Origin of the sequence: Metallosphaera javensis (ex Hofmann et al. 2022) (assembly GCF_022064045.1) — an archaeon.
Taxonomy (GTDB): domain Archaea; phylum Thermoproteota; class Thermoprotei_A; order Sulfolobales; family Sulfolobaceae; genus Metallosphaera; species Metallosphaera javensis.
Genome location: NZ_JAKNCW010000024.1, coordinates 1 through 26637 on the forward strand (window position 1 = coordinate 1; position 26637 = coordinate 26637).

The following is a 26637-nucleotide window of genomic DNA, read 5'->3' on the forward strand; positions in this document are numbered from 1 at the left end:
CGCGGGCAGGCCGTCGTGGACATATCTGGCCCTGAGCACCTCGCCCCTCACCCTCAGCTCAACCTCCCTCACTCCCCCTACCAGGATTAGCACGTCCAGACCTGACCTGGCCTCGGTGACCATGAAGAAGGGTATAACGCCCGTGTTGAGGTCCCTCACGACCCACAGGTAGTACACCACGCCCTTAATCAGGAGTACCTTGGTCTCGTCCACGGCGTACTCCCCTGACACAGGCACGTCAACTCTCGCGCTGGACAATCTCCTCCAGTAGTAGTGAACAGTGCTCCTGGGCAACTTGAACCTCCTGAGCGAGTGGCCCAGATAGTAACCAGCAAGGGCCCTCACCAACTCCAGGGAGTGGAACCTTGCAAGGTTATTAACCCTTAGAAGGTAACACATTATCTGGGTCAGGACGGGTAGAGACGCGATCTTCACGCTCCCACCCAGAATCAACCCGTCCTGGCCCAACTTAAATTTTGTCTATTATAGCAATATTGTTGGACACACTCCAGTGTCCTCAAACTTGCATAAATTAGTTTTATGGCCTCGTGACCTCGCATTTAATCGCTTGAAACTTAAAATATGCCGACATGACGACACTATGGACACACTCGGTAAATATTGTCCATTATATTATTTTACGCGTGGTAATTCCTGAGTCCATTAAATCTTGAATTTCAACTCTGGTTGAGGGGTGGAAGCCCCATCACGAGGTGGGGATGCTCCGTCCGTGAGTGCTGAGTAGTTCACCCTTCAGAGGCCCGATTTCCCCATCCTGTGGATACCCCATGCTGTTTAAGGAGTCTTCAACGTGAAATGCACAGCAAACCGGCCTAGGTTCTGAGAGGGTCATCCCAATGTGGGGAAACCCGCAACATCAATCAACTTAGGGCTCGAGAGTTGAACAAAGACGAAATTCAATGAGACCCATCCTACTCGCCTATCGCTCCAACTCTAACCACTATACCCCTCAAGGAAACCTATCCCAGTTTGAAAAGGATGAGGAATTTTTATGCACCATTTAAAATGCCTCCCAACATATATCACCACATGAATTTTGAGAGTGTTATTGTTTCCTTGCAGTTTGACAGGGTGCTCACAAAGGATAAGGTAATGAAGATTCTTGCGATAGACAACGTGGAACTTTCCTTACCTACCATATCACCTAGTTCAATACCCATTCTTTCATATTCCGTCCTGAGCTATGAAGGCCTCTTGATTACAATTTTTAATGCTAGACTTTCTAACAAGGAAAAAACCATACTCCAAACTACCTTAAATAACACCGATTTGGATAAAATTAACTCAGCAATATCTAAATTATATGGGATTGGAAACGTGGTGGATATTCCCTTTTCTGTTGAGATTAATGCCAAATATACAATTGATTACGAATTGAAGAGAACCGCTGAAGTTCCCTTTAAGTCCAGGATTGGGTACATCTTTGTGGACTTCAAGGAAGGCGGAGATTTAAGAGCCTTGGACTATGTGCTGGATGTCAGGATTTCTCCCTACCCGTTGGACTCTACAAAAACGTTGGTCCAGGTCATCTATAGGGATAAAAAGGTTGAAAGATTTAACGAAATTCTTGGTAAGATAGAAGAATTTGTGAGGAGTGATAAATAATGGCAAAGATGATAATGGCAAAGATGATAGCCTCTTGCTTCACGTCATCTCCGCTCACAGGTTACGGTACTAAGTATGGTACCTCGCTACCCGCTATATATGAGGTGGAGCGGGAAGCTATCCCGGTATCAACTTCGCCTGTACCTGTACAGGGGACAGTGTCTCCCGAACCTGATCTCTCACAGGGGGAAAGGTTGGAAATGGGGCTCAAGTTGTGGGAGGCTATACTTTTCTGGCTCAGTCTGCCTGAAATGGCCATGAAGCTGATCGTGGAGGATACTGAATTGGCTAACCTGCTGTTTGAAAGGTTCTTTTACGTCATGAGTTACAGGTTAACGGTGGAGAAAGTAGATGTGGACAGGGAGGGAGAGCCAGCGTTTTATGTGCCCTTTGCGGAATGGTTAAGATACGTTAGGGACTCTGACCTGAAGGCCATAGTTTTTCCCACAAAGAGGGATTTTCAAGTTGAAGACGTGCTTGCAGGAATTGGTATAGACTACAGGGAGGAGATAAGGGAAGAAGGGATATTACTCCGCGTTAGATGCGAGGATATGAACAGGGTAGAGTACGTTATTTTCGTGTACAATATCCTTAATGACGAGAATAAAAGGGAGATGATTCCCTTATGCGGTAACGGGTTTTCCAAAGAAGAATTCGTAAGACATCTGGAGGCGCAACTTGGTCTGTTAACTAAATACCTTCAGGGTGCAGTTCATTGAGTACCAATGTTATCGTTGATACAAATCTCATTATTAACAAGAGTAAGGATATATTTACTTTTCTCTCTCAAAGAAATTACAATCCAGTATTTTCCACTGTAGCTTTATTTGAATATTTAGTATTTATTAGAGAAAAATTTATCGAACAAAGGAAACTCAATAAAAAGGAGAGGGCCAACGGATATATTGAAGCTGCAAGGATTGTACTGGAAAGGGTAGCCATGGCAGGGAACCAGCTCGTTTCACCTTCAATACATGACTTTCTCAAGGGCCTTGAAATTTCTAAGGAGAGGGATGTTGATGTGGGGGATGCCATACTGGCGAGTATGGCCAAAGAGCGCGGGTTAAGAGTGATCACGGCTGATAGGGATTGGGAGAGATTGAAAGATTTTGCGGATTGCGACTTCGTATGATGAATATTGCAGGATGGAACACTTCGGCCTAGTTTGTTGTTGAGTTAGTACTTTCCTGAAAATACCTTCAAGCTCATTTTATCTAAAAGTCTTTCAGTTCTGTCCCAATAGTCTCGCAATTATATTTTCCTTTTAAGGTCTGTAGCGTCGTTGATCCATGAACGATTTTCATTTCGGCACGAACTTTCATGAAGAATATCTCACCGCGTTAAAATCCGTGAAACACTATTGAGTATTTAACGTTAGAGGCTCCTTCGCACACATTATTGGGGACCCTCTTGGATAAGTTTAACCTCAAGTAGGGTTTTTCCTCACTCACGGGTAAGCGGAGATCCTAATGGGAGCTAGAGGGAGTGGGGAACCGACATTGATGAACTCCAGTCATAGTGTCGTCAAACTTGCATAAATTAGTTTTATGGCGTTGTGACTTCGCATCGAATTCATTGAAACTTAAAATATGCCAACATGACTACACTATGAACTCCAGTCAAGAATTAAACAAAAATGAGATTTATGAGACGCTGTTTGGTTCGTGACCGCATTTGCGTGGAGAGCCTTTTTCCATCCCCCAAACTAAACCCTCCGCCAGTGCCTCATCGGCACAGAACTAGGTGAGTTCCGAATCTCCGGATAAATCTGTTCTCACAGCACAGGAAAGACCTCTCGACACATCTCATTTTCCTGTTAAGCATTATTTTAAAATGAAAATACCGAATAACTAACAATGTCCAGCGATTCCCCATTAAAGACAGGCAAAGTTAAGCGCATTAGGGATCCCATTTACGGTCTGATAACCGTTGACGAGAAGCCCATCTCCTCCCCTACTTTCAGAGATTGCGTTACATAGTTCAGAACGGAATGGCCTACCTTGTGTTTCCCTCAATGAGGCACAGCAGATTCGAACACAGTCTTGGAACCTACTATCAGTTCGAGAAAATCAGGGAGAAACTGGAAAGGGTTGACATAGGGAGAGAGGAAGTTAACCTTGTGGGGAAACTGGCGCTCTATCACGATATTGGACATCTCCCTTTTTCTCACACCTTTGAGTACTCCTTTGACGTGCTGAAATTTTTAAACAGGGAATTGTACGGGGAAATACTCAGAAAGGTCACGGGGGAGGGCACTGGAAAACATACTGCCAAGCTTCACGAGTACATGGGGATGAAGATTCTGAGAGAAATGGGGGAGAGTGAGGTGGCTAATCTCATGAAAGACGTTTATCAGGGAGGTGAAGCTTCTGAGCTGGCGAGCCTTGCTAGCCTCATCATAAACTCAAAGGACCTGGACATAGACAGACTTGACTACCTGCAGAGGGATTCCTACTATTCGGGGACCAAGTATGGCCTGCTTCCTGCGGACAGGCTATGGGACTTTGAAATAACCAAGAGGGATGGAAAGTACAAGTACCTCTTCAAATTGAAGTCCATTGACGATCTGGAACACTACTTCCTCGCAAGGTATCACATGTACAGCAGTATCTACAATCATTGCGTTGTTGAGATCTTCAACAGGGTAATGGCCTTCCTCATAGCCAAACTGATTGCTGACGGTGCCATTGAACCTGAGGACGTTACTGAGTCTTCACGGTTCCTGAATTTCACGGACGACTCCATCCTAACCCTGTTAAAGAAGCAGAGGGGCGAGAAGGAGAAGGAATACACACCATTTTACGAGGCAATCTACATGAGGAAGAAATATGCGAGGGCCATGCTGGTGGGAGAGGTGGCCCAGAGGCTCAAGTCGATCTTGAATGACGATAGTGAGGCTGGGGAAATCTACTCAGAGCTTGTGAACTTGAAGGTACTGGCGGTTATTGGGGCCAATGAGATAGAGATGAAGACCCAGAACATCTTGATTGAATGGGATGAACATGCCAGGTTACCACTGGAGGACTCCAGGGATGTGAATCTTCCATCCAAGAGGTACAAGGTCTGTGTGGGAGTTTACGACGCGGGGACCAGGGAGAAGATTGAGACTCTCTTCAAAAAGTATAACATTTCATTGGAGTTTCGAAATTCCTAGATCATTGAGAAGTTTCTTCTCTTCCTCGCTGAACTCCACACTGTAACCGCTGTAGAATCTCCATAGCTTCTTTCCAGCCTCCACTATTGTCCTGGGGCTGTACCTGGACACCACCTCCAAGTATTTGACGCATATGTCTCCCCTGTAGTTTCCCACCTCTTTATCCAGGACAACTCCTCCTCTGTATACTTGAATACCGTCAAGTCATCCTCATCCTTAGAGGTTAGTATGAAGGCCAGGGAGTGTAACGTGAGATCGTCCAGCGGGAGACGTTCCTTGAAGCAGTTGAAGTACTTTGACGCTCTTACATCGGTGAGGGATATCATGGGATTCACATTGAGGGTAGATGTGATATAAGAGGATTCTCTACAGGGCAAGGAGGGAGTGTCGGCAGAAAGTATTCCTCCTTTCCGATTTAGAGAAAGAGCAAGATCGCGTGGAAGGGCTTATTACCTTTTGAGAAATGATCGTGAGATGGTAACAAATCATCATTAAGGGATAACATTGTAGCGGTAAATATTGAACTTTTATAAGGACCTCCTTAAATTTCCTATTCCCAAAACTGTGTAAAAAGATAGCGTGAACAGTGCTGTAAAGACTTCACTCCATTAGATGACAACCCGCCTAGAGGATACTGCCCAGTATGGTTCACTGCTAAATGAGCACCTTATCCGTTACTGTATCGTTCTATATCTAAAGAAAAATTAATTAAATTGGTAATTTCAAGGTTATTTAACATCTCCATAACCTTCGCGGCGTCGCTTATCAAGAATCCTTTAGGATCACGTTTTCCACTTCTAATATCATTTGTATATTGCAATACATGTCTATGCATTCTCTCATAATCAGTATCATTGGTTAGAAAGATGATTCTATCATATCTTTTTTCTCGTAACAATGCGTATAGTTCCAGGAAAAATAACCATTTTGACTTGGAGTCTTCTTCGAAGAACTTAACATTCTATGGATTCCCTCTGTTATTATAGTCATTTCCTTTATTGGCCCACGGGAAGGAAGGGTAACTATCTCGAAAACGGAACCTATCTTGATTATAACATCGGTGATAAAGTCTTGTAAATTGGAACTATTTTTCGAATCAAAGTTACTTTTTATTGCGTCATAAGAGGTGTTTATAATTTCATTTGATATACTTTGGAAAAAATTTTTACTCAGAAGAAGTCTTATTAGAAGATAAACGGAATTTTTCATGTCCTCCATATCAACACTACTCTTCCCTGGAACGATATTAGCGCAGTCGGTCTCATCCTTCCCCTGAGAAATGAGATGAACGTAACTCAGATTCAGGTTTCGTCTTTTGTACCCACCAATATTACCCAGAACTGGATATCATGGAACTCATCTAGACCCTTTCAGATCACATTCTTCCCCAGCTCCATCTTAAATGGAACCGTTTACTTCAGGTCCACTGCCCCTCTCTCACTGGAGGTTAACGGGGTTCCTGCCAAGAATGGTACAACATTCTCAAAGGTGAATAACATTACCCTTATCTCAGGGCCTGGGCCAGTCAACGTAACTGCGCTCTACCTGATTCACGATCATGTAAGCTCGTACGTGATAGGAACTCTGCCAATAAATACATCCTATCATGTGGAGGTGAAACAGATATTGGGTGGGGAGGAACTTGTGGTGTCTTCCCCAGTTGATCTGAACATGACCGTGATACCTCTAAATGGGTTGGGGTATAAACTTGATGGTCTTCCCTTCAAGGGACCAATTGCGAAATTAACACCCGGTAGACATGTGGTGGAGATCATATATCCCGGTGAGGTATTCCTTTTACTAGGGCTTTATCTAACTTCCCTTTCCTTCGCCATAGCCCTGATATCCGAGAAGGTCAAGGAGGGTCTAATCACGATAAGAGGCTTTATTAACAGAGTTCTTGATAAAATTGAAAATTAGTTTCAGATCACATCAGCATGACCTATCTAATCGTTTAGATTGCTCTCAAGTCTTTTAACTTCGTTGAGACGCGAACCTGCTGACTTTAGTCTTCCCCCGGGTAAGCTTAAAATTTTCCTAAACCTTCGTCCTGTTACAAGAATGAAGTCCACGATAGTGATTCATAGGGTAACAAAGTCGGTGAGCGGTGAGGGAAATGTGGTCAGGGCGTCAGCTGAACTGCTTCGAGAGAGAGGGGTAGAAACCACGCTGGCCACCTTCTCACCTCCGCTGGACGACCTTGGGCTGCCCCATATTTCAGCTGTTCCATTTAAACTTAGGCTGTTCGATAAGTATCAGAGGGTTCTCACTTGCATCTCTGCCAGGAGGACCAAACCCGATTTCTTCCTGAACATAACTGCAATCCCTGTACCGCTTTCAGATATAGCGACACACATAATCTACGGTGTTGCGCCAGAGTTTTCCTCTGTTCCCTCCAAGTACAACACCTCTTGGATATGGAGGGCTTATCTCCTACCTCTACGGGGTCTTTTGAAAAGGTTCAGGGAGGAAGCTAGGAGGTCGGTATTCATAGCAAACTCGGCTTATTCTTCCAAGGCAATAAGGGAGATATATGGAGTTGAATCCACGGTGGTGTATCCTCCAGTGGACGTTACGGATTTCCTTAGGGCCTACCATGAGGAGGGAGAGCCGTTCTTTGTGACCATTGGAAGATTTGAACCTGGAAAGAGGCTAGATCTTGCCGTGCGCCTATCCTCCATGAGTGGAGTTAGGGGAGTCATAGTGGGCTCCATGGAAAGCGATAGTTACATGAAAAAGCTTGTCAGATTGAGCAGGGAACTCAAGGCAGATGTCCAATTCCTCCCTAACTTGCCCAGGAACTCTCTTATAGAACTCATGGGGAAGGCCTCAGTCTACTTCCATCCGACCTTGGGAGAACACTTTGGAATACCCATAGTGGAGGCCATGGCAGCTGGATTGGTCCCCATAGTGCCAAGGGAGAGTGGCGGTTTCGAAATAGTGCCCGAGTTCAGTTATAACAACCTTGAAGAAGCATCGGAGCTTGTAAAAAAGGGTCTTAATACTCCAGCATCAACTAGAAGAGAGCTGAAAGATAAGGCCTTAAGCTTTGATAGGAGGAATTTTAAGGAGAAACTGTGGAATATAATAGACGAAGTGATTAGATAATTGATTGCACTTACAATCAAAGTTTGTAACTTCTTAGGAGTTAAAGGAAGGTTTAGATATGAACCGCACTTTATTAGTGAAACCCTATGTTGAAGGCCTCAGGTCTCTTGGGGCCGTAATCCTAAGTCTACCTGAGAAATTGAACATTTTGATAAGGATAATTATGAACCTGAAGAAATTAATGGAAATCCGCTAACGGAATGACCTTTTGACCATTGAACGTATGGCTAGACATTACTAGCTAAAAACGTTCTCAACGAGCTTCCGTCTAGAAAGAAAACTCGCTTTAAACAATGAAGAAGTATAACCTTTGGCTAATGTGCGTTTTAGTGATTGCAGCAAGGGAATCAAAAAATAAATCCATGAGCTAATTATAGCAATATTACTGAGCCAGTTTACCACTACATAGGATGAGGTAATAACAAAGGGTTTTAGAGCACGAATTGAAGATACCTCAACCTGACCATAATAATTCATGGTCTCGTAAGTAGAAAAGGATCCAGTGCCGTAACCCACGGGAGTTATTATCCTTGTTTCGTTTTTAAGTGGTATTATCTCTATTCCATACCAAAGTGGCTTCACCTTATAATCTGGAGAAATATTCAACTTCACTACGGAAAGATAATTATACCGATATTGAATGGTAACATTACTCAGGTTCTCTGAATTAGGCACATAAAAGATATATCCGTCCAAGGCAAGAAGGATACTTTGAGAATAATTTCCTGGAGTTGAATAGTAAATGGCTGACCCAAAAAACGCAGTGGGGTTCTCAATAAGGAATTTAACTATTCCCAACTCCTGTGATAGTCGTAATATTTCGGATGTATTATAAAGGTCGGTCGCCACGTAAAGAGAGGTATAAGGATTACTCCCTGTGGCTGGAACCTGATCTACCACTAGAGATCCTCCTGGATTCCAGAAAAACTGAGGAGGAGGTCTTATGGGGATGTTCCCTAGTGGCTTATATTCAGGGGTATACAGCCTTAGTGAAGGCGGAAAAATGAAAACTGTCTCCCCCTCAGATCCATTGTATAGCTCCCTATAAGCCTCCACCATTCCCTGGGGAAGGTTTATGGGATGCCATATCGACGCGAAGATAGAATAGCCCAGAGAAATGGTTATCATGACAAGAAGTAGAGAGGAAGTCCAGAGAATTCTACTTAGGGAATTTCTGCTCAGATTGGCTATAATCATGGAAACAAGAATACTGGCCATGGGGTTATATTCGTAGGGGTCCACGCCACTAAAGACCGTACTATGAATAAGTGAATATAGGCCTAAGTAATCTTGATTATAACTAACTAAGGCGAACAACAAAATGGCAAAAATTAATGGGAAATAGATCTTCCTTTTAACAAGATAGAGTAACCCCAATGCGGCTATAATTACTAGAGACAATGAAATTAATTCACTATTTGGATATATTTGCGTGAAATAATTAGGGGCAACTTGAGTGCCCAAGATTTCTAACATGTTAAAGTTTGGTTTTGACTCTGCTACCCTTGTTGCAATATAGGAGAAGGCATAATATGCACTCCCGTGTGTCAAGACCAAGTAAATTGAGTTTACATGAATGAGTGAGAAAAAGATCAAGACAATGGACGGCGTCAGGAAACCCTTCAATACGGACCTCTTGGATCGTGAGAAACTACTTCCTGATCTAGGCCTTGAGATTACCCTAAAAATTTCCACTGACAGGATTGAGAGAATCAGTGAAGGTATAGAGGGGCCATATACACCTAAAAAGGTTAGGGGAATAAGGGAATATATGAGTTTACCCTCACCTTTTATTCTGTATCTGTAGTAGTAAGCTAAAAACCAAGGAATGGGAGCCACATAAAGTGTAGTGGGAGAGCCAATTATAACTGAAAGTGTGCCGGGATTAAATAGTCCAATAAGGGTTCCAGTTACTATAAGAGCTCTATTTCTTGTAAAAGTAGCCACAAGAGTCTAATTCCAAACGCGTACAGAAGTAAATAAAGGAAATAGAAGACGTTTATTCCTAAATGTCCAAAGAGTAATACTAGTATTGATTGTGCCAGAGCAAGGCCAGGGTTTAAATTTATTGAAAAAATCGGTGGACCTAGCGAAATTCCAGAAAGTGAAAGCAATGGGTAAAGGGGTACGAATGATGGAACGGTACTGAAGTCGAAGTACCCCACATATCCATTTAGTAGTAACTCATGGAAAACAATAAACACAGAGGCAGAAATAATTGCTGAATCTAATAATGTCATGACATCGATAGTTAGTCTAAATTTCATCGGCTTAACTGGGTTGTTGGGACCTAAATTTTTTCTCATGAAACTAGGTAAAGAGCGAAAGTTCATAGTGTTGCCATACTTGCATAAATTTGTTTTATGGCTTCGTGACTTCGCATTGAATTCCTTGAAACTTAAAATATACCAACATGACGAGATTATACGAAAGTTCATTTTATAAGTGAGCAGTACAGAACCAAACAATAAATCTATATAAATTCAAAAGAAACACATTTCTAGTTGATACTCAGTCGTGCAATGAATGTTCTAGTTAATAATCTAAAGCATGGGAGTCATTTTGGAATAGAATAATTATATGAAATAATGCACGCTTTTGCTACCCTTCGTTTTTTTCGACTTTATAAAGGATTTTATTGATAAAGGTCCTGATTTGTGTTAAGCTATTCTTTAGTATTTCAGATAACATAGCAATCACAAACGATAGGAATGTGAAATAAAGTCCTATAATGAGATATGCCTGTCCAGGATAGAGTATCTCAAGGACGTGAGTCCCAGGCCTTAGCACAGCAGTGTCGGAGACGTTAAGTGGAATACCATCTAGTTTATAAACCAAACCCAAAGGAATCACGGTCATATTTAAACTAATATGAGACTGTACTACTATTTTCTCTCCACCTAACAGAGGGTTTATCTTCACTAGGTATGTTAAATTAATGGGATAGGTCCCTACAATATATTCTCTCGTACCATTATGAATAAAATATATGGATGTAACATTTACAAACCCTGGACCGGAAATAAGCGTAATGTTGCTCGCATTAAGGAACGTACTCCCGTTGCTAGCGGGGATACCATTAACTTCCATGAATACCGGCCTCTTTGAGGCTAGATAGATGGTTCCATTTAGGGGCTTATTGGGATAAAAGCTAATCTTAAATGGTACAGGTGAGTCCCAAGATATCCAATTCTGCGTGACGTTGGTGGGGACGAATTGTGGAAACTGTATTTGAGTTAGGTTCAGTTCATCCCCTATTGGAAGAATAAGCCCCACTGCATTCACTTCATACCAGGGAAGGGTAGTATTTATATAAAGGGAATGAAATTTACCGTTTATCTGCTCTCCAGCAAGTATTGTGAAGTTTCCTTGATCAATGAAATAGAAGTTAATGTTGAACGAACCCGAGGTGGGAATTGGACAAGCACGCGGGAGAATTCGTAAGCCATGGTTAGAGTATAGGAAGATTTGCCCAGCTTTAGTAAGCCACAATGTGAGAGCTGTGAAGTTTATAGGGGCTAACGAGCTGTAATTGGATACGTTATACCCTAGGAATAACATAGGTTCCCCTGAGTACGAGATCCAGCTACCGGTTAAGCCCACCAGTAGTGTGGACCTGTTCTCAGCTTCAGGAATCTTCCATGCTACAAACTGCTCCCCCAACAAACTCTTAATGACAATTCCATAAGACGTGTTAACTGTGATATTTGGCGATTTATAATCTATGTGGAAAAACGAGGAGTTTAAGGTATATTGAGCGTAAGTCTCCGAGATCCATGTGCCATTGACCCTGGTCAAGTTTCTAGGAAAAATAACCTTAAACGAGGCTGGAAATCCCGTGTAATTAGGATTGGGAATAACATTTCCCTGGTTATTAACTATATATTGTATTGCCTGTGAAATTATCTGAGTAGTATTTATTGGAACGGGCGATAGGAGAGGGTAAGAGTAGTTCCACCACATTAAAGTAGCGTTATCAACTTTCTTATCTATCTCCTGCACGTTCGATGGAATAGAGACGCCATGATAATTTGCGAATTGAAGAACTGAAGTTATAAGAAGGAGGGTAATTACAACTCCTGCTAGGATCCTCTTTATCCCTACTCCACTTATTACAATGAGTGTGGAGGCTATTGCCACGGGATAAGCTAGTTCTGAGTAAGGAAGTCCTGATACCAGGTAAGCAATGGAACCCAGAGAGATCAGTACCTTAACCCTATCCTCTACCTTAACTGTCATGACAAGGATTGGAAGCAGTAGAGCCAAGGAGAGATAGGAGGGTATTTCTCCACTGGCTGGGGCGCCTAATATGATGTAAGGGATTATCCAGAATGCGTTGGCGCCCACCATAGCTACTCCGATCCAGGGCAGATCTTTCCTTTTTAGAAAAGCTCCTATTAGAATCGCGGATACAGGGAACAGGAAGAAAGATGAGCCGATAACACTCATTAGCATTACTGCTGGGTATTTCACAGCACTCCTCATGTTTATACTCATGAGCTAAGCTGTAAACGGAAGGATGGCATATCCAAGGAGTAGATAGGGATGAGGAAAGGGAGAGAGAAGTTGATACACTAGGGAAAAAAGTGATGCCTGCCTAATCCCTTGTTTCTTAAACATGAGGTAACTGCCAATCCCTGAGAGGTAGGTGAGTAACGCAATATAAAGATCGACACCTATTGGTAAATGGATCAACAAGTGTGCTAGTGGCCATGAACCCAGTATCTGGTTAACCTGAGGGAAATAGGTAATTGGAACCCAAAGAGAGAGTGGATCGGCCTTGAACAGGAAGGAGCTTGGGTTCCACCAGTAATACTTAAATGGGATGCCAAATCCCAATGTTATAAGAGCATAAGGAAGGTAAAGGAGGGGAACTCTAGGAACTTTCCTAGGCAATCTAATGTCTTGGAATACTATTCCTAGAACTCCAAAGGCCAGGGAATAATAAGCTCCATCAGAGAAAATGTTCACGAGTGAGGAGTTGAGGCCTTGGTTAGCTGCAATTACTGCTGATATTATGAGAAGAAAGATTCCATTGGCCACAATTCCTAGAAGATCAACTTTAAGGTAGATCAGGACTGCCACCAAGATTAGGAAGGCCAGAAGCTGGTAAACGGCCTCTAGGTCAAATGTGACCAGGAAAACTCCAAGGGTTAGAAGAAACGCTGTTGCTTTCTCCTTTAAGTAGTAGGAAAGAACTGTAGAAACTGACGAGACGAGTAGAAATGAATAAGAGTGGGAAATCAACGTGAAGGGAACGAGCGAGATTGGAATGAAGATTGAAAGGTCACTTATCAAAAATGAGTATATTGCGGTGCCAAGCAATATTATTGCTATAATTTGATAAAATGAAAGACCCAGGAAAGGTGCAGAACCTATGGCAATATCTAGAATAATAGCGATGAGATAGCTTAGTGCTTTATCCATAGCAGTTTATGAAAGAGCCTCCTTTTATGTTCTTTGATAAGAATAAAGAACATTATCGTATTGATATCACCTTGTACACTTATATACAGAGCATCTTAGAACGTGTTATAATTTGATGTTCTTCATTAGTACATATAGCTCCGAGGACTACTGAGACCAGTGGTAACTAAGCAATCTTGGCACCTTCGTTAACTGGACGTTTTAGAACAATATCGGATTGTTCAGATCATACAATTTCCTTCAAATATCCCTATAATTAAGTTCCACTCTATCCTAACATGTAAGTCTATACATCATGATAGTAATTTTCAGAACTCACATCACACTGAACAGTTTCTTGACATCACCCGCCTACAGGTAAAGGGTTTTAAGCAGGCGAGTGGGCCTCACGACGCTAAGGCTCACGCCTAGGCTACACCTCAAACTCAGGAGGAAGTTCAGCGTGATCTAAATCAGCTTGACGTACCCTATGTTCCTCCTCCACGTCTTGAACGATCCGTTCTCCAGTCCCAGAGCCTTAACCTCCCTTATCATGACCTCCGTGTCCCATCTGTTCTCCCATGTCGTGATTATCTCCTCAGGGGATATGGACAGTCGGTAGAGAAAAAATACCCTCGGAGAGTGTCCGGATTGAGAAAAATTCAATGAGAAATTATCTGGAGATGATAGAATTTTTGTAGAATTATGGAGTAATATTTGAGTGGGGAGAACGGATATCATACCATGAACACCCAAGTTATCCAACCACTACGTGGTGATGTCCGTTCCCGGTAGAAGATATACGTCCATCTTGAGGTTGAGTTCGCCAACTTCCCAGACGTAAGAGGCTGTCCAAGAAGGGGCTTAAGCATGTGAACAGGGAGTTTCAAGGAACACGGTATTTTCCTACACCCCCGCGGTCTCCGGAAATATCTTTGTCCCTACGTGGAGCGCTTCGAGAGAGTATCCGGAACGCACAAAATTCGGCTTATTTCGATAGAAAAGTATAGATAAATAAGTTGAATTAAGTAGTCACCTTAATTCCATGGAAGGCCCCAGTGACTTTACGTTATTCCTGGCACCTTAAACTAAAGCTTTGCTCTAATTCCGCGAAAAACCTAGAAACTCAATGGCTTCTCGTTGAATTTTTCTCAGTCCGGACAGTCTCTCGATACTTAGAGGCACACCGGAGACCCTACGCGAGAGCAAGGCCAGGAACGAGGCCTTCGTCTACGTGATAGCCATCACGTACAACATGGTCCACTTCCTCTCCATCCAGAGGAGGACTCCTCCTCACCTGCGGGCAGTGCAGTTCCCCTGACGTCCCAGGACGCGAAGGGTCAGGGTGAAGTGTTAATGACGTATTAAGATTTACTCTTAGATATAAATTGTGTAAAATTATTTAATCCTTTTCTAAGGTGTGAGATTGATATGACTGATTAATATATTGATATGACTGATTAATATTATGTACTATTGTCAAATAAGCCGAATTTTATGTACTCCGGACAGTCTCTCGTGAGCCCCGTGAGCTCCAACCTGCCCTTCAGGCTCACCTGCTACAGCATGGCAACTAAGAGCTTCCTTAACACGTCAGCCCTGATCTTCAGTTCCTTGAACATCGCGTACCACAGATCCCTCTCGTACATTGACGCCTCCTTCAACCTCCTCAGCCGTCTCTCCAAGTTCATTATTCAAAATTTGTATTAGCATCCCAAAAGATTTTTAACTGGGAAGAGTTTCACGTCGATTTCAAGAAAACCCTAACTATAATAATCGCGTGCACTATTTAAGATATCTCACCCAACGCCAGGCTTAATAACTTTAGATTAAAATCCTGTTTGTGAATAACTTACCTGTTATTTCTGTCATCATTACTGTATATGAGAGGGATAAATTCTTAAAGGATGCGTTAAACAGCGTATTGAACCAAACGATTGATAATGACAAATATGAAATTATAGTGGTTGGAAAGTTACAAAATAAGGAAATACTAGAATTCTTGAATAAAGAAAGAATAACTTTCATCGAGAACTGGGAGAAACCAATTGGCCCAAAAATAGTCGATGGAGTTATGAAGGCAAAGGGTAATATTATTTCCCTACTTGAGGATGATGATCTTTTCCACGCAGACAAACTGGAAATAGTCCTGGAAACTTTTTCTCAAGATAAAAGCCTTGGATTTATGTCTCATCCATTACATATTATAAATGAAAAAGGAGATCATAATCCCTTATCCAATATTGGATACAAAAGTGTGTATATTAATAAGGGCCTTCCTGATAGGAAAGAAAAGTTTTTCAAGGCATGGCAGCAAGGATCAAAAGCCAGATACACGTCTTCAACGGTTAGTATCCTGAGAGATATATTGCTCGATAATGTGAACTTCCTACGTCAGGTAAACTTCTCTCCAGACTCATTCTATATATTTGCATCCTATAAATCTAAATATAATATGTATTATAGTGAAAAAAACTTAGGAGACTTTAGAATGTCCCTGACATCTCTCAGTAAAAATATAGCTAATCTGGAAAATTTCATTCAACATAAAAGAATGTACTCATTTCACTTTTGTGTAGATTATCTTAATTATAATCAGATGTTAAAGGATACTGATTTGGCAAATTTTATTATGGGAGCATCTATTTTCCATAAGATATACTATAATATATTTAACAAAGATAAAATCGATGAAAGATGCAAGCTTGGACTAATGGATATGATCAGATGGGTAATTGGATTTCAAGACTACCCCTTAAAACATTGGTATAATAAATTCTATCCCTTTATTTCTAAGATGCCTTGGCCAATACGTGAACAGTTTATCAAGAAAAGTTTCGAACGTCATAAAAAGGGATATTTATCTTTACTGGAGGCATAAAATAACTGAATAATAATTCCTCCTAAGGTTTAATCTGCCTAGCTGTTAATGAAATATGATACCTTAGATAATGTTATGGATTCATCGGTTCTCTATAGATATTTGGTGATATTATCAGCGATGTTATGGTAAAAGGATTTCTTGTATAATTCGGCTAGAGATGTAAAGTTATTTTTCGGTTCAAGCATTAAATGTACTCAGACTTAAGCTTCATTTTAGACGGCCCTATGCATTACATTTTCCCGATAGAATCGAAATTAATGACCACAACAATGTCTGAGTATAAGGTTGATTTCCTGCTCTGTAACTCTTTCCCATGAACTATGATGTAAAATGAATTTTTCTAGCTTGCTATTGCCCACCAGACCCTTAGCACTCATTGCTCTGCGTAACTCATTAGCCATAGCTTCGTAGTCAAATTCCCTAACCAAGGTAACTCCTGGAACACCGTCATAGGCGTATCTTATACCGGGTATGGCATATGCTATTACTGGGGTATTTACGGCTAGAGATTCCAATATCACCAGCGCATTAGTATCGTCATGAGATGGATAAACCATAACTTTGGCTGAGCTAATAATCTTGTATTTCTCCTCTCCCTCAAGGAATCCTAAATATTCTATTTTATCTAGAACCCCATATTTTTTGGCAAGATTATTAAACTTGTTAAAATCAGATTTGAACCTACCCATAATCTTTAGATTGATCCTATTGTCTCTCAGTCTCCTCATTATCTTTACAAGATCAAATATTCCTTTGCTTGGCTCCAACCTAGCCGAGACGAATAGTGCGTAATCGTCCTTCTTCTCTCTCCGATACTTTGTTACCGTCTGCTCGATTGCAAATCCTGGATCTAATATTATATGATTTGTGGGTAAACTACCTACTACTCCCTCTATTGCTACTTTGTTTACTCCCGCTACAAAGTCTGGTGGATTGGCTCTCATTATTTTTATAGCCTTCTCCCAGTAATTAGAAATAAGAATGTTTTTTGGGAGAGATCTAACAAAACCCTCCTGGCCTATTCTGGACTTATATCTTGAGTATGAAAGGGGACCCATATGGAGAGGAGCAATATATCCATTGATTAGAATTCCATATTTTTTACCAGTCAACTTTGCCATAACAGCTACATCGGGTGACACGAAGTTCGGCGCAAAGAGATAATCCATCATCATCAGCTCGGCGCTGTAGAGTTTGCTTATTTCCTTTAACAACCTAAAATCAAGGAAATTCCAAAGATATTCTCTACTAGTAATAGTTCTATCGACAAGGTATTGAAATTGTGAGGTTAACATGATGCCCTCCTTTTCTAACTCTTTAACTTTGTTTATCAAACGGCTTCGATCTTCATCATTATGTATTTGAAGATACGTGTTTAGTGTAGGAAAGAGATAAATTTCAAATTCGCTCCTAGCTCTTTTTATGAATTCCCTAATATGACGCTCAGCTCCTCCTTCACTTATGTTAGTAAGGGAAAATGTAATAACACCAAGTTTCATGGAATGAGATCTATACAACAAAATATTAAACTAAATCTGGTAAACCCTATTGAGTGAATAAGCGTTAGGAAAACTTAATCATAGCAGGATCGATTAGAGATTTCACAATATTTAACATACATTAAGTTATAAAACATTATCACATCTTCTATCTGTGATTACATTCAAGAGATCATGTGTCTTAACATCGCCTACAACTCCTACAACCAAATAATGAATAAAGATTAATCAATAAGAACTTTTTCAAGATAAAAATCTTGATTAGCTATTAGATCTCAATAAATATATTTATCATATAATCCAAAAAGGGCTTAACATCAACAAACATAAACAAAATTGAACCTAAACATCATATAGAGGAAAAGTGGTTTAAAAAAAGGTTAGCTTATCTTTCTAAAGACAAGTATTAGAACCACAATCGAGATAATAATTGCTATAATGCTCACAGCCAGTGCAATATCTACAGTTCCAGATAGACCCGAAAGTGCATTAACTCTGCTGTTGAGCGTATTGTATTCGCTGGATAGAGTGGAGACGGAACCCTGAAGACTTGCCACCGTTCCATTTAACGTAGATACGGTGTGACTTAAGCTTGAGACTGTGCCGCTTAGACTTGACACTGAACTGCTTAGGCTTGACACGGTATTGCTCAGGGAGCTTAACTGAGACTCTAGGGATTGAATGGTGGAGTTGAGACTTGCAATTAGAGCCTGCTCGTTAACGTTCACTGTCAAGGGCAGAGTGACAGTGTTGGACTGCATTCCGGAATAGGTGGCCTGAATTACCAGATCAGTCTCATACTGAACATTGGGAACCGAGATGGTAATCACGTAGTAACCGTTCATGTAGGTTGCATTGTACATCGTGCCATTGTACATGGCAGTTACAGTGGCAGTGCTGACGGGCTGGCCCGCGAATGTCACCGTACTCATTAAGGTTAGTGTGGTACCTCCAGTCATGGTTATGCCGGTTCCGCTTGTGAGATCCTTGAGGTTCACGTTAGGCGAAGTGGCGCTAACAACCTGCAAGGCTAGCTCCTGAACCTGCACTGTTATCTTGAATGAGTAGGTGTTGGGTGCTGTCACAGTAATGTTCTCACTGGTAGCGGAGTAAGGAGATGGAGGAACTACCTTTAAGGTATAGGTTCCTGTAGGCAAGTTCAAGACCGCCTGTCCTGAGGCGTTAGTTGTGGCAGTTACACTATCCGCAGTAACTGTGACGCCCTGAACTGGAACACCCTGTGAGTTAACCACTAACACGTTAACAGTAGCAGTCAAGGGTAGGAACTGGAAAGTTGTGGAGTTGGTGAATCCTGTAGTTGTTCCAACCTGGACAGTGTAGGTTCCAAACGGAAATGTTGAGCTCTGCTGTGTGGGGAATGTGAAGGCCTTCAGCGAATAATCACCGTTAGATCCGCTGGTCGTTACGTTAGAGTAAACTGCCTTTCCCTGAGGATTATATATGGTGACACCCACCTGAGTGTTAGGAGAAGTCACACCAGAGATAAATACTGTCTGCCCAGGATGATATACTGGCTGAGTAGTTACTGTTATTGCAGGCGCTGATCCCATAGATAACAATGGAACTACCAGAAAGGATAAAAGAATCAAGGGAAGAAGATTATACTTCATGATTAATCACCCTTTACTATAAACAAGGAAAAAAATTAACTTGCCGTGACAACCTCGGTCAGTCCTGGGTTGTAGGGTATGCTTAACAGGTTATTCTGGAACGGTATGAAGGTTATAGTGTAGTTACCCGGCATTGTGGGTGTGAACAGTATACCCAGCTGAGTGCTCTGTCCTGGTGCAAGACTAATCTGTGCAATGGTCTCGGGTTGTACCGGAGTATTGTTAAGTAGAACTTCCACAGTACCGTATATGGTCTCATTCACATTACCGTTGTTAGTTACGTTGAACAACAGGCTGTAGGACTTCCCTACTTGCATGCTGGTCACGGGAGTACCATTACTCAGTATCGTAAAGTGAGATACTAGCACGCTCAACTTTATGACTCCTACATAGAAGTAGGAGCTGGCCTTCATCCTCAACTGTTGCAATAATCCCTGGGTATTGTAGTAGCTTCCCTCAACCAAATTCATGTTAACTAAGACCTTGTTAACTACTCCCGAAGAAGCCGATATTTCGCCCGGAGTTCCTGGAGTGTATACAGTGGGTTCAACAACCTTCAACAATCCTGTGTAGTACGGAGTTGAGATCGCCACACCGCTCACTATCTTGGTCATCTGGGTTAACGTTAGTGTGGTAGTTTCACCATTTGCGGTGTTTATGATAGTAACATTAAATGTTGTTCCTGCGCCAGGAATGTTGGGGTTATTCACAGCATCCGGTGCATATACGGTAATGTTGACCAGTTCACCTGCAGTTGTGTTGGGGAATGGAATGGCGCCGCTTGGTGACTGAGTTATGTTATTGCCGTTGAAGAACACCGAGATGACAGGAGGTACCAGACCATTAATTTGCAACTGAGCTACTTGACTGGATACGCTTGGAACAGCATAGGCGGATACTAGAGACACAGTACCAGTATTTACATTGGGCACTTCAACTATATGGATTGCGTATACGTTATGAGTGACCGTAAGTAGATCAGTCAGATTAACCGCTATGGGTATTCCATAGCTTCCTGGTGTACCATTCCATAAGGTCATGGGTGTCTTTATGACCCATATGGTATTATTGTAGTAGAAGGAAGTCTTCGAAGATGTTACGAGCTGAGTCGAGGTAACTAGCTGTTGGGATTGCTGAGTTGTGATTGTCGAGATTATGCCCTCTAATATTCCAGCACTAGCTCCCGCTGTTGTATAGTTCCCTGCAGCTGGATGAGTCAGCAGGTTAAACAGTGGAGACTGAAGCTCAATCTCCAGAGTGGCGAAGGGAGACGCTGGGGATGGGTTCAGTATGCTCACATTTACGCTTTCAACATTTATGGATATGGACTGCTGCTGGTAGTATGGAGTAATGGAACTGGAGGTACTGGTTGGGCCTATGGTGGCGTTAGCATTTACAAGGACAACGGATCCAGGAGCAACTGTTTCGCCAGGAGTGGTAATTATGGAGGTAAGGTTGCCAGACGAGACTACGCTAGAATTACCTAACACTATGGTTCCTCCGAATACTGGAGATCCAGGTGATACTTCCTTAAGGGTTACTGGAGACACAGTAATGTTGGGTTGACTACCAGGTCCAGCCCAGTATGCAAATTGTGCGTAAATTGTTAGGGATCCAGTGTACTTCATGTTATTTGCCTCAACCAGTCCAGGGCTATTAACGGAGACATTAACGTATTGGCCAGGATTAGCAGACGTCTGACTAACGCTTAGGGTGAAGGGAGATGGCTTAAGTAAAGCTGTGGCATTAACGGTTGATTGAGACGATGGAGATGTGTATTCGAATACGATAAGGCCACCGTTAACCACATTTGTTAGCTTAGTAACATTTACACCATTAACATTTAGATAGTATCCACTACTGTTATGATATACAGCATAGTACACCTTACCGGTAAATAGCCCGCTATCGGCTGCAGTTTCGGAAACTACGGTTGTTACCACATTGCCTACTTTCTGTCCTGCAGCATTTTCAACAATCACGTTAAGTGTAGCCTGAAGAGCAGATGATGGAACACTTTGCGCATATAGAGTATCTGTGACATTGATTAATATGTAATGCTTCTCTGGGACAATATTATAAGGTAAGGGTGGTAGATATGCGGTTTCCGCCGAGGCAAATGATGTAGAGGTCGGGGTCTCAATCGCAATGGCCGGAGCCACAGTCGTAAACTTGTAAGTTACAGTTAAAGTTTGAGCTGCAAATTCATCATATATCTTAAACGTTAATTGAGTTCCTGAGGGTATGTAATTCATCCCTAAGAAGCTCTTTATAAGAGTGCTTGGCACAACAATGAAGAATGTTCCATTGCCGTTGGCTGATGTTAATCTGGATATACTCAAGCTATTAAGATTCCCAGTTGTTTTCATACCGTTGGGCAGAACTGCGGTTACACTATCAGTTGCCACTTGCACACCGTTATATGTTATTTGACCATCGCTAACCGTCAACGTAGTTGGAGTCCCAAAGGCAAGATTAGGCTCGTTATACGCTAACTCTATTACTGGAGTTACGTTAGCTACGGAGACAACGTTGGGGATGGGAACGAGCGATGGAGTTCCAACAGATATGGTACCGGGAGTGGAGATATTCTTAACCACCTCGCTGCCAAGATAGTAGAAAGACGCGCCTATATCGTTAGTAGCCGTTATCAATAGCGAAGTGTTACTGAAATCGTAAGGCGGTAGAGTTATCGTAACTTGAGAAGATGTGCTAGCAATACTTGGGGACGAACCAATTTTTAAGACTGTCGGTAAACTAAATACGCCAGAGCCTGCATAGGTCTCAGGGAGAGTGACCACAGCAGTCTTATAAGCAGATCCTGTAATACTCCTAAGGGCCACATATACTTTGATATTCTCGTTAACGCTATAGTTGGATATATTGTCGAAAGCGTCAACGGTCAGATTCTCTCCCTTAAGTACAGAAAGGGTGATGGGCTGAGGAGTAGTCTCCTTGATTGTCCCGGTTATGGAAACTGAGGCGTTGTTCCCAATCCAGTCAGAGAGGTATATGGTTATTGGAGTGTTTGTGGTGAATAAGCCCGATTCAATTAACTCTTTATATTGATCGAAGCTTACATTCGCAGGAGTATAATAGTTATGCCCAGACAGTAGTGTCGCGTACGCCTTATTGGTGACTACGGAACTGGTGTACATGGTGAAGTTTCCGTTATAGACATTTCCGTAACCAAACATTGCCAACGCATTAGAAACTGGGTTATCAGTGAAGACAGTCGTGTTCACATAGACTCCATTCTCGATCCCTAAGTAGGATACATTCTGAATGACAGGAGATACTTGTTGATTATTGGCCGTTATCGTGAATCCTCCATTTCCTCCAACTAGCGGATCAGCCTGCATGATGTTGTCCACAAAATACACTGGCCAAGTGGAGTTGAGGGGGACGGTGGATTCCGTACTCTGGAGTGTTGCTGAGTAACTACTGGAGTCGGCCAGGTAATTGTTGATTGTCACGGAGGCACCTGTGCTATATGAGATTGTAATTGTCTTGTCGCTGCTGAAGTAGTATAAATCAGTAATATTTACATAATCATTACCATATACAGTTTGACCCTTTTCTCCAACTAGTTCATTGGGGAAGGTTGGAGGTAGTTGGAATTGAAATACACCCTCTTGTGTGTCAGTCTCAATGTATTGATATTTTGTGGTAAAGCCAAGAGAGGGGTTAGTTAAGTTTACCTCGGTATTTGGTGTGCCATTTATCGTTAACGTTTCAGACATGGAGTTATAATGCGCACTGACTGGAGTCATGGTAATGAAGAACCAGAAGTAATGTTCTCCGTTATCTAAGTAATACACCACAGAAGCATTTGATGTCTCAATGCTGATTAGAGGTACTGTGACACCTCCTGCAGTAATTGTGATATTACCCGCTACGTAGGAAGCACCCTGCGCATTTTGAGGAACGTTAGGATTGTAAACAGCAACTAAGACCACCTGATCTTGGCCTACCCAATCATTGCTCACTGCTATGGTAACGCCACCGGCTGTTGAACTTGTTTGTCCAAATGTCGTTATACCAGCTAGGAAGGAACCTCCCATTAAGAAAACCAGGAGGAGCGATAGATATCTTATCGCACTTTTATTCATACTAATTTCACTGAAAGTCGGATAAGGCGTAATAATATAAAAAGCGATTGACTACTGTTGTATACAACAAAATGGAAAGGGGTTAGTAAAATTGCTGTTTAAGGAGCCCTCGATGTAACACAAACTGGACTAGACCCAGAAAGTTTGAGAAAGTCAAGAAACAGGGAAATACAGATTAATTGGGTGCCACATACCCAGGTTGAACGAACTGATACACTACCACCATGATATAGACCTGGTACTCACCATTTCCGTAGAGAGGATCCATGGATATCTGCACTGGTTGGAAATACTCCATCCTAACCTGGGGCAGGGGAGTACCTAGGCTAACCCCTGAGGCTGTAATTTTCGTGCTGAATGGGGCAATCACGGTATATCCCTGGCTCTGCAATCCCTCTACGAACATGTTCACGATCAACGACTGATATGCGCGATGTGTCCACGCAAATGGGAAGGAATTGCTCACCAGCCCAACAAGTTCCTGAGCAAGTGTGGGATCTGATGAGAATTCGCTGGCGATCTGCGTCTCAGTCTGGTTCAAAAGCGTGATGTTCACGTAATCATTCACAGGATAGCCAGCGATCACGGTCATGGCTCCCATGGCCTTCCCTATATCACCGAGACTGGAGGTGTAACCCAGGAATTGTCCTCCCAGGTTAGTGGGGTAACCAAGGAACGCCTCCTGACCCCTGTAAATTGTGACCGCGTCGTATGCCACAATATACGTGGGAATAGTGTAGTTGGGGTTTCCGTAGGGATAAACGTGGAAGTCCCTCTCCAGAACCTGGGCAGCGAAGGTCTCGTTATTCAGGAAGATCTCCGCCATCAACCTGATCTGGGTATCGTTCAGGGTGTTGTTCTCATCAATCACGGTCTTATTACCCACAACCTCAATCCAGTAACCGTAGTCCCACCAGCTCAGAACGAAGGCGTGGGGTGAGGTCTGTGTCCTGAGCCAGTCCAGCGTGTTAATCCAGGCGTAGTTGGGCACTGGGTAGGGAGACGCGGACGTTATTATGGCGTTGGGTGTGTTGCTGGCCATGATAGCGGAACCTGCGTCGGCCACAAGAGATATGCCCACCACAGCCAGCAGGAGGATGGGCGCAACCCTCACCCTGGCCTCCCTCAGCTTGTTCACCACGAAATATACACCGGCACCTGCCAGGGGCGCAACCATGTACACGGTGTAGTTGAAGAGATAGGGCTGCTCTGACGTTCCGTAAATGCTCGCCACGCCCAGCACGAGGAGCCATATACCCGCAAGGTTCCCCTCCCTCAGGAAGTAATACATGCCCACGATGGACAGGAATATGGCAACTCCGAAGTCAGTAAGCATGGCTGTCAAGGACTGCGGTATGTACTCCGCCACCGTCCTGTCAATGGGTACTGTGAACTGGTAGAAGGGATCCACGATGGCGTAATATCTGGAGGGAATTGGGGTAGCCCTGAGAGCTGAGAGACCGCCTATGGCCAGCACGAAAATCAGGACCAGGAAGGACGTCAGCAACAGCGACCTGGTCAGCGAGCTCTCCTTGGGCAAGATCTTCCTAAGGTAAAGCTCCACGAATAGGAGGAGAGAGACCAGAAGGAGGGATAAACCGTGAGCTGCCCCTGACAAAAATCCAATGTTGTTGGGAGCAAAGGACGTCAGGAACGCGGTCAGCACACCCATCAGGGTGAACGACTTGACAGTAACGTCGTTATTTCTATTGAGAAGAATAACCAGGAAAGCGGCAGCGAGAAGGCTGATGTCAATGTAGGTGTAACCTCCCCATGATATCTCAGCTAGGAACAGGGGTATAGACGCAAGTGCACCATACCACGGTTTCTTCCTCTCTATGGCGAGGTTCAACAGGTAAATGGAGAAGAGCACAAACACCCCTCCCCAGGAGGTCTTGGGGAGTCCTCCCACCAGGTTCTTGTATGTTAAGGCTGGGGATACCGCAATGACCAGGGCCCCCACTATTGCGCCTACCCTGCTCTTGGTGAGTCCGTCCACGGCGAGGTAGGTGGCCACAACCCCGAGCCCCGCCAGGGCCATATCCAGAAAGAGGACAACGGTGTAAACTGAGTTAACCCCAAAGGAGGAGTAGAAGGGGAGGGCTAGAAGCGCGGAAATGAAGGGGAGGCCTATGGTGTCACCAAGCTCGATGAAGTAGCCTGATGGGAACCAGGCGTGGACGTCAGGGGGTACGGCGTACCAGTTCCCGTGGGCCTGGGCAATCAGCACTGCATTGTAGAAGAGGTACCAGGAATCAAAGCCGTTTATTGAAAGGGGATAGGTGGCGCTAAGTCCGCGAATGGCAATGGAGATGATGGAGATACCCAGCACCACGATCATGTCCACAAGGGTTGTCTTCCTGAGAACGTTGGAAACTTCCTTGAGAGCCATTACGGGAATAGCGAATGGGATATAATTAAGCTTAATCCAGATTGGTGAATGTTGGCCCTACCTACTAGGTGATATGCATTGAACCCAACTAGGCCCTTGATGGGGACCTCCTCGCGGGGCTGGAGACGTTTAGGGGATATTCAGTTCAGAAAACTTGTAGTACTTTCCTGAAAATCCCTTCAAGTCCATTTTACCTAAAAGTTTTTCAGATCTGTCCAAGGATCTTCCAGTTAAATTTTATCTTTAAGATCAATGACATCGCTCATCTATGAGCGATTTTCGTTTTGGTATGGATTTTCTTGAAGAATATCTCACTACGTTAAAATCCGTAAAGCACTAAACTTGGTTAATATACTGGAACACATCGCTTGATAAAAACTGGACAAGAGGTCCTTTCACAGGTGCTCCACCTCGCAACAAGACGCACTCGACTGATCCACGCGCTCTCCACACCCTCACCTCCCTTCAACCTTCTGCCAGGTTTCTGAACGAGTCACAAAATTTCACGCGAACAGACTGGAGTCCTTCATAATCAAGAAATCCTAGGTTTAAAACCCTCGAAATCGTATTTTAATCACATGTTAAAGGAAGAGTTCCTGAAGCTGTTGAAGGAGGATAAGAATTTCCGTAAGGAGGTGGAGGAGTTGCTGGGAATATCCTCCGCCAGGACTGACGTGACTGACACCAGGGAGGAGATAAGGGAACTGGTTCAGTCAATCAAGGAGCTTAAGGAGATGGTCAAGGATCTGGAGGAGGCGCAGAGGAAGTCGGAGGAGAGGATGTCCAAGTTGGAGGAGAAGATGATGGAGTTGGCTGAGGCGCAGA

The 26637-nt window shown here is 43.0% G+C and carries 21 protein-coding genes and 2 pseudogenes; 11 read left to right on the forward strand and 12 right to left on the reverse strand.

Translation table 11 applies throughout. The annotated features are described in order from the left end of the window. A pseudogene (locus tag L3N51_RS11250) lies at positions 1-399 on the reverse strand (IS6 family transposase); the annotation flags it as partial. A gap of 591 nt (positions 400-990) precedes the next feature. Here L3N51_RS11250 and L3N51_RS11255 point away from each other — a divergent pair. The 5 genes from L3N51_RS11255 to L3N51_RS11270 all read left to right on the forward strand — a co-directional run bounded on the left by L3N51_RS11255 (position 991) and on the right by L3N51_RS11270 (position 4780). Further along, positions 991-1626: a hypothetical protein gene (locus L3N51_RS11255; protein ID WP_238027314.1), complete on the forward strand. Its 636-nt coding sequence runs from the start codon at positions 991-993 to the stop codon at positions 1624-1626. Beyond that, the gene (locus L3N51_RS11260) at positions 1626-2345 is read left to right on the forward strand and encodes a hypothetical protein (RefSeq protein ID WP_238027315.1); all 720 of its coding nucleotides are present in this window, start codon (positions 1626-1628) and stop codon (positions 2343-2345) included. The genes L3N51_RS11255 and L3N51_RS11260 overlap by 1 nt, the downstream gene beginning before the upstream one ends. Continuing rightward, entirely contained in the window at positions 2342-2758 is a 417-nt protein-coding gene (locus L3N51_RS11265) for a type II toxin-antitoxin system VapC family toxin (RefSeq protein ID WP_238027316.1), read from the forward strand. Before L3N51_RS11260 ends, L3N51_RS11265 begins: the two co-directional genes overlap by 4 nt. A 724-nt stretch (positions 2759-3482) precedes the next feature. After that, on the forward strand, positions 3483-3605 hold the full coding sequence (locus L3N51_RS12615) for a hypothetical protein (protein WP_255776317.1): 123 nt from the start codon (positions 3483-3485) through the stop codon (positions 3603-3605). Beyond that, positions 3593-4780, forward strand: a complete 1188-nt coding sequence (locus tag L3N51_RS11270) for an HD domain-containing protein (protein ID WP_238027317.1) — start codon at positions 3593-3595, stop codon at positions 4778-4780. Before L3N51_RS12615 ends, L3N51_RS11270 begins: the two co-directional genes overlap by 13 nt. Here L3N51_RS11270 and L3N51_RS11275 read toward each other — a convergent pair. Next, on the reverse strand, positions 4757-4936 hold the full coding sequence (locus L3N51_RS11275; RefSeq protein ID WP_238027318.1) for a hypothetical protein: 180 nt from the start codon (positions 4934-4936) through the stop codon (positions 4757-4759). The genes L3N51_RS11270 and L3N51_RS11275 overlap by 24 nt on opposite strands. A 33-nt stretch (positions 4937-4969) precedes the next feature. Here L3N51_RS11275 and L3N51_RS11280 point away from each other — a divergent pair, with 33 nt between their 5' ends. From L3N51_RS11280 to L3N51_RS11290, 3 genes are all read left to right on the forward strand, one after another. Further along, positions 4970-5137 (forward strand): hypothetical protein, encoded by a 168-nt coding sequence (locus tag L3N51_RS11280; protein WP_238027319.1) that lies wholly within the window; start codon positions 4970-4972, stop codon positions 5135-5137. 927 nt (positions 5138-6064) lie between these two features. Further along, entirely contained in the window at positions 6065-6700 is a 636-nt protein-coding gene (locus L3N51_RS11285; RefSeq protein WP_238027320.1) for a hypothetical protein, read from the forward strand. Between the two features lie 141 nt (positions 6701-6841). Then, positions 6842-7888: a glycosyltransferase family 4 protein gene (locus L3N51_RS11290; protein ID WP_238027321.1), complete on the forward strand. Its 1047-nt coding sequence runs from the start codon at positions 6842-6844 to the stop codon at positions 7886-7888. Positions 7889-8125: 237 nt separating this feature from the next. On the opposite strand, the gene L3N51_RS11295 is transcribed toward L3N51_RS11290, so the two are convergent. After that, positions 8126-9289 carry a hypothetical protein gene (locus L3N51_RS11295; RefSeq protein ID WP_238027322.1) on the reverse strand — a complete coding sequence of 388 codons (1164 nt, stop codon included), beginning with the start codon at positions 9287-9289 and terminating at the stop codon, positions 8126-8128. A 175-nt stretch (positions 9290-9464) separates the two neighbouring features. On the opposite strand from L3N51_RS11295, the gene L3N51_RS11300 reads away from it, so the two are divergent. Continuing rightward, a complete protein-coding gene (locus L3N51_RS11300) occupies positions 9465-9695 on the forward strand; it encodes a hypothetical protein (RefSeq protein WP_238027323.1) in 231 nt (76 codons plus the stop codon). A 106-nt stretch (positions 9696-9801) separates the two neighbouring features. Here the strand turns inward: L3N51_RS11300 and L3N51_RS11305 are convergent, their stop codons facing one another. From L3N51_RS11305 to L3N51_RS12620, 5 genes are all read right to left on the reverse strand, one after another. Then, positions 9802-10194 carry a hypothetical protein gene (locus tag L3N51_RS11305; RefSeq protein ID WP_238027324.1) on the reverse strand — a complete coding sequence of 131 codons (393 nt, stop codon included), beginning with the start codon at positions 10192-10194 and terminating at the stop codon, positions 9802-9804. Positions 10195-10489: 295 nt separating this feature from the next. Continuing rightward, on the reverse strand, positions 10490-12373 hold the full coding sequence (locus L3N51_RS11310; RefSeq protein ID WP_238027325.1) for a hypothetical protein: 1884 nt from the start codon (positions 12371-12373) through the stop codon (positions 10490-10492). Between the two features lie 15 nt (positions 12374-12388). After that, the gene (locus L3N51_RS11315; protein WP_238027326.1) at positions 12389-13315 is read right to left on the reverse strand and encodes a hypothetical protein; all 927 of its coding nucleotides are present in this window, start codon (positions 13313-13315) and stop codon (positions 12389-12391) included. Positions 13316-13762: 447 nt separating this feature from the next. Further along, positions 13763-14035 (reverse strand): hypothetical protein, encoded by a 273-nt coding sequence (locus L3N51_RS11320; RefSeq protein ID WP_238027327.1) that lies wholly within the window; start codon positions 14033-14035, stop codon positions 13763-13765. Positions 14036-14853: 818 nt separating this feature from the next. Next, on the reverse strand, positions 14854-14985 hold the full coding sequence (locus tag L3N51_RS12620; protein WP_255776321.1) for a hypothetical protein: 132 nt from the start codon (positions 14983-14985) through the stop codon (positions 14854-14856). 152 nt (positions 14986-15137) lie between these two features. Here L3N51_RS12620 and L3N51_RS11325 point away from each other — a divergent pair, with 152 nt between their 5' ends. Continuing rightward, positions 15138-16175 (forward strand): glycosyltransferase family 2 protein, encoded by a 1038-nt coding sequence (locus L3N51_RS11325; RefSeq protein ID WP_238027328.1) that lies wholly within the window; start codon positions 15138-15140, stop codon positions 16173-16175. A gap of 257 nt (positions 16176-16432) precedes the next feature. On the opposite strand, the gene L3N51_RS11330 is transcribed toward L3N51_RS11325, so the two are convergent. The 4 genes from L3N51_RS11330 to L3N51_RS11345 all read right to left on the reverse strand — a co-directional run bounded on the left by L3N51_RS11330 (position 16433) and on the right by L3N51_RS11345 (position 25812). Then, complete coding sequence (locus L3N51_RS11330) at positions 16433-17677, reverse strand: glycosyltransferase (protein WP_238027329.1); 1245 nt, start codon at positions 17675-17677, stop codon at positions 16433-16435. Positions 17678-18057: 380 nt separating this feature from the next. Continuing rightward, positions 18058-19308 carry an S-layer protein SlaB gene (gene slaB / locus L3N51_RS11335; RefSeq protein ID WP_238027330.1) on the reverse strand — a complete coding sequence of 417 codons (1251 nt, stop codon included), beginning with the start codon at positions 19306-19308 and terminating at the stop codon, positions 18058-18060. A 35-nt stretch (positions 19309-19343) separates the two neighbouring features. Then, entirely contained in the window at positions 19344-23420 is a 4077-nt protein-coding gene (gene slaA / locus L3N51_RS11340) for an S-layer protein SlaA (protein WP_238027331.1), read from the reverse strand. 175 nt (positions 23421-23595) lie between these two features. Continuing rightward, complete coding sequence (locus tag L3N51_RS11345; protein WP_238027332.1) at positions 23596-25812, reverse strand: peptide transporter; 2217 nt, start codon at positions 25810-25812, stop codon at positions 23596-23598. A gap of 578 nt (positions 25813-26390) precedes the next feature. On the opposite strand from L3N51_RS11345, the pseudogene L3N51_RS11350 reads away from it, so the two are divergent. After that, positions 26391-26637, forward strand: a pseudogene (locus L3N51_RS11350) (DUF3782 domain-containing protein); the annotation flags it as partial.